The following is a 15,522-nucleotide window of genomic DNA, read 5'->3' on the forward strand; positions in this document are numbered from 1 at the left end:
AGTGCACTTCTTGTCGAAACGCGAGCAAAGTGACCGGTGTGGGGTCCGTCTTTTGCGCGACGCGAAAGAGCCAGGCGTCACGACGAGCGCCACCTCTCATGATCGATACGATCGCGCATTACGCCGCCGGCGCGCGCGCCCGGACCCGGGGTCAATCGACAACCATCGAAACTTGAACGGCCCCGATGTTTCGTAGGACGCGCATCGAAACATGCGAGCCAGAGCGCCTGAGTTCGATGTCGACCGTTGCGTCGTTCAATCGAAGTTGGCGCAAGACAATTTGGTCAAACGAAGGGGGGAGCCGAGGGTTGTGGAACCGGATCGCTCTTGCGGCCGGATCGAATTCGATCCCAAGCGCGGCCTGAATCATCAGGAAGAGAGCGCCGCCCGCCCACGCTTGGGGGGAACAGGCCACGGGATAGAGTGTGGGTCCCGCTCCGGCGCGCCTGCGAAAGCCGCAAAACAATTCTGGCAGTCGCCGCAATTCCATGTAACTGGCGGCGGCCAGCGCCGCCTGGAATACCTTGTCCACGTGCTGCTGAAACCCATACCGTGATAGTCCAAGCGCGATGAAAGAATTGTCGTGCGGCCAAATCGAACCATTGTGGTAGGACATCGGATTGTAGCGCGGCTCGCCCTTGGCGATTGTCCGAATTCCCCAACCCGAGAAGAAGTCCGCCGAGATCATCGCGTCGGCGACCCGGCGGGCGCGATCCGGGGACGCTATCCCAGTCCATAGAAGATGCCCGGCATTCGAGGCCCGCACCCGACAAGGGCGCTTTGCCCCGTCGAGCGCAATCGCATAGAGACCGATATCCTCGCACCAGAACGCGTCCTCGAATCGGACCCTCAGATCATCCGCCGCTCGATCGAATCTGGCCGCCGCTTCATGCTGACCCAAGCGTCGCGCACATCGCGCCGCCGATCGCTTTGCTGCGTAGGCGTAGCCCTGGACCTCGCACAGGGCGATGGGCCCTTGCGCCAGCTCCCCATCGGAATGGAAAATCGCGTCGAACGAATCTTTCCACCCCTGATTCCGCAAGCCGTGGTTCAGCCCCTCGTCGTCGTTCCCGCCATATTCCAGAAATCCGTCCCCATCCGAATCGCCGAACGAATCCATCCAGCCCAAGGCCTTTTCGACAGCCGGCCACAACTCGCGCAACGTGACTTCGTCGTCAGTGCGTTCGACGTAATCTCCAACCAGGATGACGAAGAGCGGCGTCGAGTCGACCGATCCATAGTAGAGGCCAAAAGGCACCTCGTTCAGCGCGGCCATTTCGCCGTCGCGCATTTCGTGCAGAATCTTTCCCGGTTCGCCATTCTTGATCGCGTCGAGCGTCGTCGCCTGATAGGCCGCCAAGCGTCTGAGGACGCCCCGAGCAATAAGCGGATCGCACCAGAGCATTTGCAGGGCCGTGAGCAAGCCGTCGCGACCGAAAGTGGTGGAATACCAGGGGATGCCGGCATAGGGATAGAGTCCCTCCGGCGTCGCTGTGATCAGCATCCGAAGATCCGCCATCGCGCGGCAAAGCGCTTCGTTGAGGACTTCGTTTGACGTCTCCATCGAGGCCGCGCAGCGTGAAACACGCCGGCGATCGCGATTGGCGGCCACCAATCCCTTCAGAAAGTTGGCGCGTTCCGCGAGTTGCGACCTGACGCACTCAACCGACACAAATATGCGTAGAACCTTGCCGGCTTCCAGCCGAATCCGATAGGTGGCCACGCTCGCCAGCAGTTGAGTCGGCGGCGGCTCGAAGCAGATGTTCGTATTCCGCTCTGTGCCGTCTAACCCCACGTAGACGAAAGCGACATCGGTCTCGCTGCGGACACGCTCGTGCAGAATGCCGCGACGAATGCGCCTCTCGCCGCGCACTTCGAACAGATCGGCAAAATCGGCGCCGAACGTGAGCGCGAGCGTGAAGTCAATCGGCGCCGCACTATGATTGCAGATCGCGATCCGTTGATGAGCGGCGCCGTTCCACAAGTAGGCGGTGCGCACGAAGTGAAGCGAGTCGCGTTGCAGAGCAATACGGCCATCGTGGAAGATGTCCGGATTGGTAAGGTCCGCCGTCAGCGTCAGATTGTCGTCCCGAACGCTCGAGCCGAGCAGCAAGAGTTGCATGCCGTTGATCAACAATTCGAGACGGGACAGATAGCGCGTGTCATGATCGAACAGCCCGTCGGGCCCGCCGGCTGAGGCGCCCATGTCGCCATGGCTGTCGAAAACGGCGAACGTATCGTCATGCTTGAGCGTGCGACGCGGGCGTGCGGACGGACCGGTCGAAGCAATGTAAAGCGGGGTTTCGGCTACGATGTCGATCGAGCGGACCGCGCCGTCCGCCGTTTGGGGCGACGCGTCAGTTCGCATAGTGTTCCACGGCGTTCTTTCTTTGCAGAGGGATGACATTGCGCCCCAGCGCCGAGGCTGTTTGGTCAACGCCGAGGGTGGCGCCTCGGCCAACGCTGCGATAGACGTCGAGATAGTCGTTCGCCATGCGCCTGGAAGAGAACCGCTCCTCGAAGCGACGCCGCACGGCGCGCCGATCAAGTCGGATCACCTCGGGCAGCGCGCGGATCGCCTCGTCGACCGTGGCGACGGTCCGTCCCGTGAGCTGGTCGTCGACGACTTCCGGAACGGAGCCGCAACGAAAACCGAGAACGGGGGTTCCGCACGCCATCGCTTCGATCATGACGAGTCCAAATGGCTCGGGCCAGTCAATCGGAAACAGCAACGCGAGGGCCTCGCCGAGAAATCGCGCCTTTTCGCATTCGTCGATCTCTCCGACGAACTCTACGCCATGGCGACCGAGCAAGGGAGAGACCGTCTCGCGAAAATAGGCTTCGTCGGCCTTGTCGATTTTGGCGGCGATCCTTAGCGGCAGACCCAGCGCTGTGGCGACGGCGATCGCACGATCGGGGCGTTTGTCGGGAGAAATGCGACCAAGAAAGGCTAAATAGCCGCCGCGCGGCTCATAGGTAGGCGCGAGAAGATCGAGCGGCAATCCATGGTAGATCGTTCTTGCAATATTTGCGTCGGCAATCGGTTGGCGCTGCGCATTCGAAACCGTCACCAACGGCATTTCCGGGAACGCGCGGTAAAGCGGAAGGAGGTCGGGGAGATCCTGACGCCCATGCAGAGTCGTAAGCGTTTTGGCGCCGACATCCCGGAACAGCGGCATGTGGAAGGCGTCGATGTGGAAATGCAGGATATCGAAGAGATGCGAACTGCGGCGTAGCTTGTCGAGCATGATCATGTAGTGGGGCACGTGATCCTGAACGGCGGGGTTGAGGCGTATCGCCTCCTTCGTGCAAGCGACAAGTCGCGCAGATGTCACGGAGTCGCCGCTCGCAAACAACGTCACATCATGCCCCTCCTGCACGAGGGCTTCGCAAAGATACGAGACGACGCGTTCCGTCCCCCCATAAAGTCGCGGCGGCACGCTCTCCATCAATGGCGCGATCTGAGCAATCTTCATCTCGGTCCCTCAAATGAGCGAGTGAACTCTGGCGGCGCGTCGACAACAAAGTCGCTTCTCGCGTGATTTCACGCACGCGGTAGCGCTAAGACCTGCATCGCTCGCACGCCGATGGAGCCGAACGCAGGAAGCAAGACGGCCGTTGAGGCGTTCGCGGCCCCTCCGCTGACCTCTCCGAGCCGCTCACAGCGACCTGAGGATGCACACGTCGAGATCCTGTTCGGAGAGACGTCGCGGCTGGTTGCCCAGCTCACAGAGCCCACGACGGAGCTCGATCGATTCGGGTATCCAAGATCCATCGCCGGCTCGAGCCGGAGCGCGTTCCGAAGCCGCCGTCTGAGCGTCGATCGCCCCATCTCGCGCGCTAAGATCCCAATTGGCGCGCGCTCGGACTGTCGTTAAGGAGAGCGCGGCCAGCGCGACCAGGCCGCTTCCAATCAGGTTGCATGTCACCATGACTGCCTCGCTTGGCCGCACCCGGCCCTGACACGAGGCGCAGAATATCGGCTGTCCGCCACAGCGGTAGAATCGGAAATTACCTATCGGACTGAATGGCGCTGTTCGGTTCAGCGCGTTCAAGGACCAAACGGTCCTGTGGCAATTTGCGAAGCGAGCCGCTGCGCTTTCCGCCCTGGTTCGACGATTGCGCTCAAGCGCGTACTCGTGAGGGCCAACTTCAACGCGGCGCCCCGTCGGTCGTTACAACGACGCCTCGCCAGATATTGGTCTCGCTGACAATTGGCGACATCCCGAGCCATCGACGCGCAGTTCTCGAAACGATACCAGTCGTCGTTGATCCTCGTCCCAGAGAGCGAGCGTCGCGCATCTCAAGCCTTGCAGGAACGTGACTCGACCGACGCTCGCGAATTGTGGGTAGTCGCGCAACACCTGCGGAAGACGATAAAATGGGATTCGACTCGACAGGTGGTGCACGTGATGCACCCCGATATTGCCAGTGAACCAGGCGATGGCCGGCGGCAACTCATAATGCGAACTCCCGTGAAGCGCGGCTTCGTGAAAACTCCAATCGCCGTCGTGCGCCCAAAGCGTGTCCTCGAACTGATGCTGGACATAGAAGAACCACACCGCGATCGTGCCGCTAACCATGACGATTGGGCCCTCGACGAGAAGGAAGGGCCCGAGGCCGACATGCCAGATCATCAGCCCCGCCAACCCCGCGATCGCTGTGTTGGTTCCCATTGTGCTGAGCCAGGGCTGGATTCCAGAGCGCATGGCGCCAAAAGGGATGCGGTAGTGCAGCACGAATAGATAGGTCGGAATCAATCCAAACATAACAAAGGGATTGCGGTAAAGGCGGTAGGCGAACCGACCGGAGGGGGACATTGCGCGATATTCATTTCTCGTCAGCGTTATGATATCGCCCATGCCGCGGTGGTCGAGATTGCCTGCATTCGCGTGATGCGCCGCATGAGCGCGACGCCAGAAACCGTACGGCGTGAGGGTCACGACGCCTATTGTTCTGCCCACCCAGTCATTCGTCGCGCGTCGTCGGAAGCATGCGCCGTGGCCGCAATCGTGCTGAATCATGAAGAGGCGCATGAGAAAGCACGCGGCCGGAAAAGCGAGCAACAGACATAGCCAATAGCCGACGCTCAATGTCGCCCACATCAGCGCCCAAAGCATCGCGAAAGGCACAGCGGTGATCAGGAGTTCGAAGATGCTGCGCGAGACGTCAGGTTCACGGTAGCGACCGAGACGCTGAGTCCAGCTATGAGGGAGCCTCGGTTCGGTCATGTTTCCGTTCGAAGGGCATGCGAATGCTTGATGGACAGCGCGGAAGAGAATCCGAGCGCTGTTGGCTTGCACGATCTTCGGACGTTACGCGCCATCGAGGAGCCCAACGAAGGCGACTCCCGATCCGACGGCCAAGAGGTCGCATAGAGCGCTGACGGCGCTGCTGACAGGGATGACAAAGTCAAAGCCGATCGCGAGCAATGACACGCATATCAATCCGCTTCCTACAAGCTGGATAGTCATAGCCGTCTTCTCATGTTCATTCTCAATTGGTTCTCGATCAACAACCCCCGCATTGTGAAAATGCGGTCCGCCTTTGGAAGCCGTCGGGGCAAGAGGCCATCATTAGCGCGACGCCGCCTTGGTAGGTCCTCGATATTTCCGCGCGGATCAACTCAATGCGCGTGCCGCCGCTGGCAGAGATCGCGCTCCGCGGGGTGACGATCTGCCTTCAGGCCAACCCAACGGACTCCAAGTTGAACTGACTTCACGAACGCCTCGCGCTTCTTGGCTGAACAATTGAAACTTCGCGGGTCGCCGGGCAAGACTCGGAATCTGCTCATGCGGCGATTTCAAGCGCTCGTCCGAGGCGAGTCGTCCGACGGGGCCGGGTGACGCCTTGGACTTTGAATTCCGCCGCCCCACCGACAGGGCGACTCCTGAATCCGCTCACGCGACCATTCCTGCGCCTCAAGCATGCTTCGCGCGGGAGACGCCGGATCGCCAATGCGGCGGTCGTCAGCGCATGACGATCACGGTCGCGCCAACCTTGGCGCGGTCATAGAGATCGACGACGTCGTCGTTGGTCATTCGGATGCAGCCTGATGAGACCGCTTGACCGATCGTGTCAGCTTCGTTCGAGCCATGGATGCGATAGAGCGTGCCGGAGAGATACATCGCGCGAGCGCCGAGCGGGTTGTCGATGCCGCCTGCCATGTGACGTGGCAGATCGGGGCGGCGCAATAACATCTGGCTCGGAGGCGTCCAGTCGGGCCATTCGCGCTTGTTGGCGATATGTTCGACGCCGGCCCACTCAAATCCGGGCCGACCGACGCCGACCTCGTATCTGATTGCCTGCCGGCCGGGCAGAACAAGGTAGAGACGCCGTTCAGATGTGCTGATGATAATCGTTCCCGGCTTTTGCGGCCCGGTGAAGTTGACAATTTCGCGCGGGGTCGGATCGGCAATCGTCGGTTCGTCGCTCTCGAGCGCTTGCTGGGCTGGAGGAATCCCCCCGCGTCCAGCGGCCTCGGCGGCCGAAGTGGCAAGGAGCCCTGCGAAGATGAAGGTCGCGAGCGGAGAAATGTGGCGCATCTCAATCCTCGTTGCGCGGGCGGTCGCGCTTTGCATAAGTTGACGCCGGGAGGAGGCGGAAACCCGCGGACCGGAGCTGCGGTCGTCGCGGTTGGCTGCAATTGTTTAGTCGAAAGCGTGGCGCCGGCGGTAGTCTCGGATAATACTCACGCCGGATCGAACGCCTCGTCTCTCGGCACGGCGCGATCGACCTCGGAAGCAACGGCGCGGGCGCAAATTCGCTTGGCTACAGAGGACTCGATGAGAGGACAACGAGATGGCGGTGCAAACGATAGGCGATCAGCACCTCGATAAGGGCGCGACGCTCGCTCTGCTGATCGACGGCGATAACGCCTCTCCTAAGATCGTCGCCGGGCTTCTGGCCGAGGTGGCAAAATATGGAGCGGCCGGCGTCCGCCGGATCTATGGCGACTGGACAAAGCCGAACCTCGGCGGTTGGAAGGACTGTCTGTTGGAGCACTCGATCCAGCCGATCCAGCAATTCGCCTACACGACTGGAAAGAACGCCACCGACGGCGCAATGATCATCGACGCCATGGATTTGCTCTACACTGCGCGTTTCGATGGTTTCTGCATCGTCTCGAGCGACAGTGATTTTGCCCGGCTCGCCGCGCGCATCCGCGAGCAGGGCGTGACGGTCTACGGCTTTGGCGAGCGCAAGACGCCTCGCCCTTTCGTCACCGCTTGCGATAAATTCGTCTATTTCGACGTGTTGAATGCGCCAGGGGGGGAAGCGTCCGCCACGCCTGCGGCGCAAGAAGAGGCCAAGGCCAAGGCGAAGAAAAACGCTAAGGATGCGACCCTGCTCGCCATGCTGAGAAACGCGATCGCTGACGTCTCTGACGAAAGCGGATGGGCGAGTCTTGGTCGCGTCGGTTCTCACATTGCGAAACAATCGCCGGAATTCGACGCCCGAAATTATGGGTTTGCCCGCTTGAGCGACCTTGTCGAAGCATCAGGCGTCGTCGACAGCGAGCGCATCGGCGATCCTCAGAAGATCGTGATGGTTCGCCTAAAGCCGACTCAAAGCAAGGAAGGGAAGACGGATGGCCGGAGGGCCGGCCGCCCGTAAAGGGCGCGAATTGGGCGGCAGCGTACGAATTGCTCGACTTTTCGTTCTTCATCCCTGGCGCCGACGACCAAGAGTTGCGAACGCCTTCACATCTACGCCCAATATGTGATTTGGCGCCGGGCCGATTCACCGGACAAGCCAAGCGACTTCATCGACGCTTGGAATCAGGATGCTATTGAACCGCGCGCGGCTCCGCTGTCGCCAACACCAACGCCACGGCTCCCGCCCCGGTGATCTCCGTTGACGGCGTACAGCATCCGATCAGCGGTAAGATCCGGCCAGTTTGTGCGACACCGATCGCGCGGCGCATTTCAAATATCGACGATCTGAGTACTTTCCGAAGCTGCCGCCAATGGCTTGCACGCTGTTAGGACTGGTGGGCTCAAGATTGTCCGTGCGGGGATGGTCGGGCGCCAATACGCGATCGCGCCCGATTTGGTTTTCCTCGCGGCAGAAAGGAACCATGACAATGACATTCACGCTGCCAGAGTTGCCATACGCGCATGACGCTTTGGCGCCTTACATGTCCAAAGAGACGCTCGAGTTCCATCACGACAAGCATCATTTGGCCTATGTCACCAACGGCAACACCCTGTTGAAGGGAACCGAATGGGCAGGCAAGTCCCTCGAGGAAGTCGTGAAGGGATCTTTTGCCAGGAACCCGGGCCTCTTCAACAATGCCGCCCAGCATTACAATCACTCGAAATTTTGGAATTGGCTGAAGCCGGCGGGCGGCGGAGCTATTCCGGGCGCGCTCGAAAAGGCGCTTATCGACTCGCTCGGCTCGGTCGAAAAGGCCAAGGCGGATTTGATTCAAGCTGGCGTGACGCAATTCGGTTCGGGCTGGGCCTGGTTCTCTGTCGTCGGGGGCAAGATCGCTGTGACCAAGACCGCTAACGGCGAGAACCCGCTCGTTCATGGCGGCCAGCCGATTCTTGGCTTGGACGTATGGGAGCACTCCTACTACATCGACTATCGCAATCGTCGCCCAGACTATCTCAAGGCCGTTGTCGATAACCTCGTGAATTGGGAATGCGTCGCCGAATTGTATGCTGCGGCAGTGAAATAGCGTCTGTTCGACGCGACCAAAACATTCGAAGCCTGCCGTCTCTTTGCCCTGCGTGAGGGTCGCTCGGGACTTTATCGTCTGGGACAAACGGGCGGCAGCGCGGGGCGTCCTCGCGGGCTCTCCTGCCTCGCTGATCCGATGTAGGTTACGGCCGCGCCGGCAATGTCGTGGTCAACCGCGATCGGCAGCCGTCGCTTCGGACATACGCACAAGACCTCAGTGAATAGGCGGAGGTCGAACGAGTTTGCCCCCGGCCCCCCGGGTCGACGCGCCTGAACGCTGCGGCAGCGAAATGACGGATGCGAAGTCGAAATCCAAAGCGTTCAAGATACGCGCGGCGCGCATCGCTCGATATCGCGCGCGCCGTCGCCCTGCGCCGAAGGGGCTGCTCGGCCGGCTCGGTCCTGGACTGATCACCGGCGCCTCGGACGACGATCCGAGCGGAATCGCCACGTACTCCCAAGCGGGCGCGCAGTTCGGTTACGCGATGTGCTGGGTGATGCTGTTCTGTTTCCCGCTGATGGCGGCGATACAGGAGATCAGCGCCCGCATCGGCCGAGTGACAGGCCAAGGCATCGCCGGCAACATCCGCGCGCACTACTCGCCCTGGCTGCTGCGGGCGATTGTCGGACTGCTGCTCGCGGCGAACATCATCAATCTCGGCGCCGACCTCGGCGCAATGGGCGCGGCGCTGAAGCTGTTGGTCGGCGGCCCCATGGGCCTGTATGTCGTCGGCTTCGCGGTCGGAAGCGCGCTGCTCGAGGTGTTCGTCAGCTACGAGCGCTACGTCTCCATTCTGAAATGGACGAGCTTCGTCCTGCTTGCCTACGTAGCCGTCGCGCTCGTCGTCCATGTGCCATGGGGGTTGGTCCTCTACCGCACCTTTGTGCCGAACTTTTCGCTGACGAAGGACTACGTCGTCACCGTCGTCGCAGTGCTCGGCACGACAATCACGCCCTATTGCTTCTTCTGGCAATCCTCGCAGGAAGCCCAGGAAGAAAGACTGGATCCTTCGACGCACGCCTTGATCGCGACGCCGAAAGAGGCGCCAGCGCAGATCAGTCGGATGCGCTTCGACACCTACGTGGGGATGGGATACTCGAACGTCATCAGCCTGTTCATCATCGTCAGCGCCGCGGCGACCCTGAACGCTCATGGCGTCACCAACATCCAGACTTCCGCGCAAGCCGCCGAGGCGCTGCGGCCGATCGCGGGGGTGCTCACCTTCGCCCTCTTCGCGTTCGGCATCATCGGCATCGGGCTTCTGGCGGCGCCCGTGCTCGCAGGTTCGGGCGCCTACGCCCTTGGCGAGGCGCTTGGTTGGTCGACCGGTCTCGACCGAAAACCGCTCGACGCCAAGGCCTTCTACGGCACGATCGCGGTGTCGACCCTGATCGGCATTCTCATCAATTTCGTCGGACTCGACCCGATCAAGGCGCTGTTCTGGTCCGCGGTCATCAACGGCGTGGTGGCGGCGCCGCTGATGGTGATCATCATGCTCATGGCGATGCGCCGCGACGTGATGGGCGCTTTTGTGCTGCCGCCGGCGTTGTGGGCCATGGGTTGGCTGTGCACCGGGGCGATGACGGTCGCGGTGGTGCTCATGTTTGCGACGTGGTGATCCCGTCAGCCGCTTCGCCGCTTCGATTTCGCCCGCGTCGGCGACCGCTTTCGTGACGTGCGCCTCAGCCTGCAAATCGACGCGGGATTCGAAGGCCGATCAGCGCGCCAAGCTCTGACGGCGGCGGTTTGTTGCGGAGCCGCCTCACGCTGCGCGCAAATGAAACGGCCGCCTGCGAAGCCAAGTCGGTAGATTCCGAATCTCTTGTGCGAATCCGACATGCCATATTGCCTGCCTCCGACACAGACCAAACCAAAATTGGTGATGCAAGGCCGCTGATCTAGGCTCAAACTTCGCGCTTCAGGCGCACGGGGATCTTTGCCGTGCGCGATCTGCCGGTTCGGAAAAATGCCGCGCCAAATGTTTGCTCCCGACCAGAAGGCTTCGTAAATGCGACGGCGTCTCGAGAGGCGCCGCACAGGAAAAGCCGGGTGGCTCCGCGCGGCGGTATTGGGCGCGGACGACGGCATTCTGTCGACCGCCAGCCTCATGTTGGGCGTCGCTGCGGCGCACGGGAGCCGCGGCGACCTATCAACCGCGGGGGGCCGGTTTGGTTGCGGGAGCGGTGTCGATGGCTACCGGCGAATACGTCTCGGTTCACTCGCAGGCAGACTCCGAGCAGGCCGATCTCGCGTTCGAGCGAACCGAACTCGGAACTAACGACGAGGGCGAGCACCGGGAGTTGGCGGGGATCTATATTGGTCGCGGCTTAGAGCCGGCGCTGGCGAAACAGGTCGCGGTCCAGTTGATGGCCCGTAACGCACTCGAAGCTCACGCTCGCGACGAACTCGGGATTCGCCGAGACCCTGAAAGCGCGTCCGAACCAGGCGGGGATCGCGTCGGCCGTCAGCTTTTCCGTGGGCGCAGCCGTGCCCCTCATTGCGGCCGCCGATGTGGCGATCGGCGATACGCTGCGCATCTTCGGCGTGGCAGGCCGGGCGCCCACGCAGCGCGAAAGGGTCGCCGGATCGTCTCGGCGGCCCTCCCGTCCAAAGCCCACGCCTGGCGTCAATTTGCGACGAGGTGGGCGTCGATAGGCTGTCTGATCAACGGCAGACCCGATCGCCTCGATCATTGGTCCAGCAATTGCGGTGATCGCGATGATGATCCCGATCTTCGCCGCCGATGCAGGCGCCGAGAGGTCCAATGTGGGCGCCTACTGCGCACTCGACCGTCTGGATGTCCGGCGTTGAATACAAAGAGCCAGGCGCCGGCGCGACGGCGGCCTGGGCGATTGTAGCTGTGGCCAGCATCATGCCGGCGGCGAGTGCGACTCGAGAGCCGCCATTCAAGCGAAATGAAAACATGATCTCTTCCTTTGGGCTTCCATCGCGGGGCGCGGGAGGACTTGGTCGAAGTGCAGTCGTTCCAAAACGACATTGCGCTGTTCCGACACATTCACGATACGCGCGGCAAGGCCACGCGATAGGCTCGGATTCTACTTATTGCTCCCCAAGGAACGCCGCTCCGCCGACTTTGGTGCGTTCGCGGGTGGCTAGGCAATTGGTCTCGTTTCAGAACCACCCCGGCCCAGGCTGGCACTGAGTATATTCACGTCTTCATCATTCCACCCCAACGTGATCTGCACGTCCTTCGGGGACTGTTTCGTCTCAAGCCGATCGAAGCCTCTGGGCTGGCCGGACGTGATCACGGAACTTCTGCGCTCTCTCGCCAAAACTGAAACGGCACACGCGTTGCCGCCATTGTTTCTGACTACGATGGAGACGGTGCCGACGCTCTCTGCGCCGTCCGCGAAGTTGAAGGCGTTACGATCGCCTAGAAACTCGAGGCGGCGGAGCAACCGGCGACGCCTGAATGCGCAATCGCCGGCGGGTGTGTCGACCGCGTTCTGTCGCCGAGGGCGTTGCGGCGGATATTGCGAGGATCCCGCAGTGTGACGCTCGGGATATCGTCCAATCCGCGCGCCGTTAACGAGCGCCAGGCGCGGAGCGCGGCGAGGACGCCCGAAGCCTCACTTGATCCGCAGGCAGAACCAAATTGCCCTCGCGATCCTCGATCCAGATCAACTCCGCGTCCTTCGCCAAGATGACGTCGGCCGCGCGAAGCGCGGCCTCGACTGTCGGATAGCCGAACGCGCTCCCGGTGGCTCTCTGCCTCGTCGCCGAGGTCAGGAAGTAGGTCTCTGGCTTTCCCGGCATTCCCCATTTCTCCATCTAGATCGGCGCTATCCGCGAACGAGGAGAACGATGATCACGATCACCAGCAAGAGGCCGAGTCCGCCACCGAACAGATGGAACGGCGGCCCCAGATAAAACCCGCCCCCACCGAAAACGAGGACAAGGAGAATCAAAAGCAGAATTAGGCCCACGTTCTTCATCCCTTCGATGCAAAGGTGCAGACGCCGGACCATGCATGCGGTCGCGCCGACGGAACAGCGTCGGAAAATACCTACCGCCGCGCTCGCCGGCCTTGGCGGCGAGGGGGAGATTACTTCTTAGAGCCGCGACGCCGGCGTGAGTGGTTTCCGAGGCTGTCGCTCAGCGACGATACGGCTAACATCGGCTTCTGGCGCCGCGATGGGGACCGCCCCGGCCTCCATTGCTGCGAGCCACGCGATTGAACGGAGTTTTGAGATGGACAAAGACCGCATAGACGGCGCCGCGAAGACCGTAGGTGGAAAAGTCAAGGAAGCCGTCGGCAAACTCACCGGCGACCAGAAGACGGTCGCCGAGGGCCAAGGCGAGCAGAAGGTTGGCAAGGTCCAGAACGCAGTGGGCGGACTGAAGGACACCGTTCGCGACATTCAAAAGGCGAAGTAGCGCCCCACGCTCTTCGTCCGGCGACTCTTGCCTGTGTTTCGGCGTGCAATTTTGGGTCTGACTCCTTTTGATGAAGTTGAGGCGCCGATTTGGCGTGGTTTCGCAGGGAATCAGCGCCATGCAGTCTCTTGACGCCTCAGCGTTGCTCCCCCTCGGCTTTCCCGCGGTTGATGCTTTGAGCGACGGCGACAGCGCCGTCACGACGATACGCGCGATGAGCGCGAGCAGCCCGCGCCCGTCTTGCGGAGCGATTTCCGATCGTGTTCACAGCCGATATCCTCGTCGCGTGGTGGACTTACCGATTGCGGGACAGCGCGTCGCGTTGGCGCTCCATGCGCGGCGCTTCTGCTGTGACGCGGTTCGAAGCGCGCGCCGCATCTTCACGGGAACGCTTCGACGACAACATTCTCAAGCCTTGGGCGGCGGCGCCCCGCTCGGCTCGATCAGATCGCTTATTGCCTCGCGCTCGCCCTGGGAGGTCGACCGGCGGCGAGTTTCGCGCGCCGCTTGAGCATGCCGGTCAGCAGCGACTCCCTGTTGCGCGCCGTGCGCCGGCGCGGCAGCCCGCGCTTCGCACCCCCGGCGATCATCGGAATCGACGATTGGGCTCGGCGCCGCAACCAACTGCGAATTCCGACGCAATCCGGCCGGGGATTCCGATTTGAAGCCGGCCACCGGGGGATGTCCCGCGGAATGTTGAAAATGGAGGAGCGGCGTTGCTCGCCTTGAGCCGGTAGGCTCGGGGTGCTGATTCCACGAGAGGAAAGCAACGCCATGAAGAAGCATATCACATCTACGGCGATTCCCACGCATGCGCTGAAGACCGAGGCGCTGGCGAGCATGTCGGCGAGTTTCGAGCGATTTTGCCTGGCGGCGGGGGTCGAGACGCTGAGCGAAATGATGGATCAGGACGCCGAGGCGGTTTGCGGCGCGCGTCATGCGCGGGACGAGGGCCGGCGGGCGCATCGCTGGGGCCGAACGAAGGGCAAGATCGGCTTCCACGGCGGCAAGATCGAGGTCGAGCGTCCGCGCGTTCGCGGTTTCGACGGCGAGGAACGCACGCTGCCAAGCTGGGAGAGCGCGGTCGGCGAAAATTGGCTTGGCGAATGGGCGATGAACCAGATGCTGATCAACGTCTCGACGCGCAAATTCAAGCGGTCGGTCCGCCTGCCCGGGGGCGATGTTCCGGCCTCGGACGGCGCCGGCCTGTCGAAGTCGGCGACCTCACGCCGCTTCGTCGCACTGTCGGCGGCGCGCATGAAGGAATGGATGGAGACCAGGCTCGACCATCTCGACCTACTGGTCATCCAGATCGACGGCATCCATATGGCCGAGGACATGCTTCTTGTGGCGGCGGTCGGCGTTGACGCGACGGGAGAAAAGCATCCGCTTGGCCTTGTCGAGGGCGCGACGGAGAACGCGGCGACGGCGCGAGCGCTTATCGCCAATCTTATCGACCGAGGGCTCGACCCGGCCGTGCGACGCCTGTTCATCATCGATGGGTCGAAGGCGCTGTCGACGGCGATCCGGCGCGCCTTCGGGCGCGACACGCTGATCCAGCGCTGTCAGGTTCATAAGGCCCGCAACATTCTGGAGCGGTTGCCGAAATCGATGCATGCCTCGGTGCGAAGCGCCCTGCGGCAAGCCTGGGAATTGGATGACGCCGCGAAAGCCGAGAAGCTGCTGCGCAATCTCGCTCGCCGTCTCAATGCTGACTGGGAGGGCGTCGCCGGTTCCATCCTCGAAGGTCTCGACGAGATGCTCACCGTCACTCGGCTCGGCCTGCCGCGCGAATTGCGCCGCTCACTGGCCTGCACGAACATCATCGAGAATGTCATGGGCACGGCGCGCAGGGTCTGCCGCAACGTCAAGCGCTGGCGCTCGCCGTCCATGGCGATGCGCTGGACCGCCGCCGCAATGATGGAAGCGAAGAAAGGCTTCCGGCGATTGAAGGCGCACAAGCAACTTCCGGCTCTGCGCGCCGCGCTCGATAGACAACAACCTGGCACGTCCACCGAACGGCCTCTTGCTCAAATCGCGGAAGCCGCATAGCTCTTAAACAGCAGCGTCCGTTCCGCGAATTTCAACAGAGAGCGGGACATCCCCCGAAATGGCCGAAGCCGGAATCGATTTGACAAGGCGCCTTCTGGTCCCTGTTGTGTGTAAGCTCGATCACGGTGTTGCCCGTCCCCGGTCCGTTTCCTACGAACGCTAATGTGAATCGTCCTTCGGGAAAGTCCTCCCTACGCAGAAGGGTCATTCCGAGCGGTCCGCCATAAAATCTTACGGAATTCTCCAAGTCCAAGACGCGAATCATCGCATGCGCCATCCGGAAACGCGTCTATTTTCCCCCGTAGTCTCCCCTCGACTGCCGGTCGTCCGCTGGCGTCGCGCGATTCGCGGTCGCATCCAAAATACTTCGGATTTATATCTGA

General features: G+C 61.9%; 11 protein-coding genes and 1 pseudogene. 7 read left to right on the forward strand and 5 right to left on the reverse strand.

Annotation, left to right across the window (positions count from 1 at the left end; translation table 11 throughout):
* Positions 1–151 precede the first annotated feature (151 nt).
* From ABSF49_RS09845 to ABSF49_RS09860, 4 genes are all read right to left on the reverse strand, one after another.
* Positions 152–2,368 (reverse strand): amylo-alpha-1,6-glucosidase, encoded by a 2,217-nt coding sequence (locus ABSF49_RS09845; RefSeq protein WP_424112475.1) that lies wholly within the window; start codon positions 2,366–2,368, stop codon positions 152–154.
* The gene (locus tag ABSF49_RS09850) at positions 2,358–3,476 is read right to left on the reverse strand and encodes a glycosyltransferase family 4 protein (RefSeq protein WP_424112476.1); all 1,119 of its coding nucleotides are present in this window, start codon (positions 3,474–3,476) and stop codon (positions 2,358–2,360) included. The genes ABSF49_RS09845 and ABSF49_RS09850 overlap by 11 nt, the downstream gene beginning before the upstream one ends.
* 699 nt (positions 3,477–4,175) lie before the next feature.
* Positions 4,176–5,231, reverse strand: coding sequence for a fatty acid desaturase (locus tag ABSF49_RS09855; RefSeq protein ID WP_424112477.1), 1,056 nt, complete (start codon positions 5,229–5,231; stop codon positions 4,176–4,178).
* 738 nt (positions 5,232–5,969) lie between these two features.
* Complete coding sequence (locus tag ABSF49_RS09860; protein WP_424112478.1) at positions 5,970–6,545, reverse strand: L,D-transpeptidase; 576 nt, start codon at positions 6,543–6,545, stop codon at positions 5,970–5,972.
* 256 nt (positions 6,546–6,801) lie between these two features.
* Here ABSF49_RS09860 and ABSF49_RS09865 point away from each other — a divergent pair, with 256 nt between their 5' ends.
* From ABSF49_RS09865 to ABSF49_RS09895, 7 genes and pseudogenes are all read left to right on the forward strand, one after another.
* On the forward strand, positions 6,802–7,617 hold the full coding sequence (locus ABSF49_RS09865) for an NYN domain-containing protein (protein ID WP_424112479.1): 816 nt from the start codon (positions 6,802–6,804) through the stop codon (positions 7,615–7,617).
* Positions 7,618–8,086: 469 nt separating this feature from the next.
* Positions 8,087–8,686 (forward strand): superoxide dismutase, encoded by a 600-nt coding sequence (locus tag ABSF49_RS09870; RefSeq protein ID WP_424112480.1) that lies wholly within the window; start codon positions 8,087–8,089, stop codon positions 8,684–8,686.
* Positions 8,687–8,978: 292 nt separating this feature from the next.
* Positions 8,979–10,307 (forward strand): NRAMP family divalent metal transporter, encoded by a 1,329-nt coding sequence (locus ABSF49_RS09875; protein ID WP_424112481.1) that lies wholly within the window; start codon positions 8,979–8,981, stop codon positions 10,305–10,307.
* 390 nt (positions 10,308–10,697) lie between these two features.
* Positions 10,698–11,197: pseudogene (locus tag ABSF49_RS09880) on the forward strand (VIT1/CCC1 transporter family protein); the annotation flags it as partial.
* 1,704 nt (positions 11,198–12,901) lie between these two features.
* The gene (locus ABSF49_RS09885) at positions 12,902–13,087 is read left to right on the forward strand and encodes a CsbD family protein (protein ID WP_424112482.1); all 186 of its coding nucleotides are present in this window, start codon (positions 12,902–12,904) and stop codon (positions 13,085–13,087) included.
* Positions 13,088–13,301: 214 nt separating this feature from the next.
* Positions 13,302–13,598 carry a transposase family protein gene (locus ABSF49_RS09890; RefSeq protein WP_424112487.1) on the forward strand — a complete coding sequence of 99 codons (297 nt, stop codon included), beginning with the start codon at positions 13,302–13,304 and terminating at the stop codon, positions 13,596–13,598.
* A gap of 263 nt (positions 13,599–13,861) precedes the next feature.
* A complete protein-coding gene (locus ABSF49_RS09895) occupies positions 13,862–15,139 on the forward strand; it encodes an IS256 family transposase (RefSeq protein ID WP_424112483.1) in 1,278 nt (425 codons plus the stop codon).
* 31 nt (positions 15,140–15,170) lie between these two features.
* Here ABSF49_RS09895 and ABSF49_RS09900 read toward each other — a convergent pair whose 3' ends face one another.
* Positions 15,171–15,416 (reverse strand): VOC family protein, encoded by a 246-nt coding sequence (locus tag ABSF49_RS09900; protein WP_424112484.1) that lies wholly within the window; start codon positions 15,414–15,416, stop codon positions 15,171–15,173.
* Positions 15,417–15,522 lie beyond the last annotated feature (106 nt).

It is taken from the genome of Roseiarcus sp. (genome assembly GCF_049514155.1).
GTDB lineage: Bacteria > Pseudomonadota > Alphaproteobacteria > Rhizobiales > Beijerinckiaceae > Roseiarcus.

Coding starts and splice junctions, on each gene's coding strand:
- ABSF49_RS09860 (WP_424112478.1), bottom strand. CDS start 6,545: ATGCGCCACATTTCTCCGCTCGCGACCTTCATCTTCGCAGGGCTCCTT.
- ABSF49_RS09850 (WP_424112476.1), bottom strand. CDS start 3,476: ATGAAGATTGCTCAGATCGCGCCATTGATGGAGAGCGTGCCGCCGCGA.
- ABSF49_RS09875 (WP_424112481.1), top strand. CDS start 8,979: ATGACGGATGCGAAGTCGAAATCCAAAGCGTTCAAGATACGCGCGGCG.
- ABSF49_RS09865 (WP_424112479.1), top strand. CDS start 6,802: ATGGCGGTGCAAACGATAGGCGATCAGCACCTCGATAAGGGCGCGACG.
- ABSF49_RS09885 (WP_424112482.1), top strand. CDS start 12,902: ATGGACAAAGACCGCATAGACGGCGCCGCGAAGACCGTAGGTGGAAAA.
- ABSF49_RS09900 (WP_424112484.1), bottom strand. CDS start 15,416: ATGGCGCATGCGATGATTCGCGTCTTGGACTTGGAGAATTCCGTAAGA.
- ABSF49_RS09845 (WP_424112475.1), bottom strand. CDS start 2,368: ATGCGAACTGACGCGTCGCCCCAAACGGCGGACGGCGCGGTCCGCTCG.
- ABSF49_RS09895 (WP_424112483.1), top strand. CDS start 13,862: ATGAAGAAGCATATCACATCTACGGCGATTCCCACGCATGCGCTGAAG.
- ABSF49_RS09870 (WP_424112480.1), top strand. CDS start 8,087: ATGACATTCACGCTGCCAGAGTTGCCATACGCGCATGACGCTTTGGCG.
- ABSF49_RS09890 (WP_424112487.1), top strand. CDS start 13,302: ATGAGCGCGAGCAGCCCGCGCCCGTCTTGCGGAGCGATTTCCGATCGT.
- ABSF49_RS09855 (WP_424112477.1), bottom strand. CDS start 5,231: ATGACCGAACCGAGGCTCCCTCATAGCTGGACTCAGCGTCTCGGTCGC.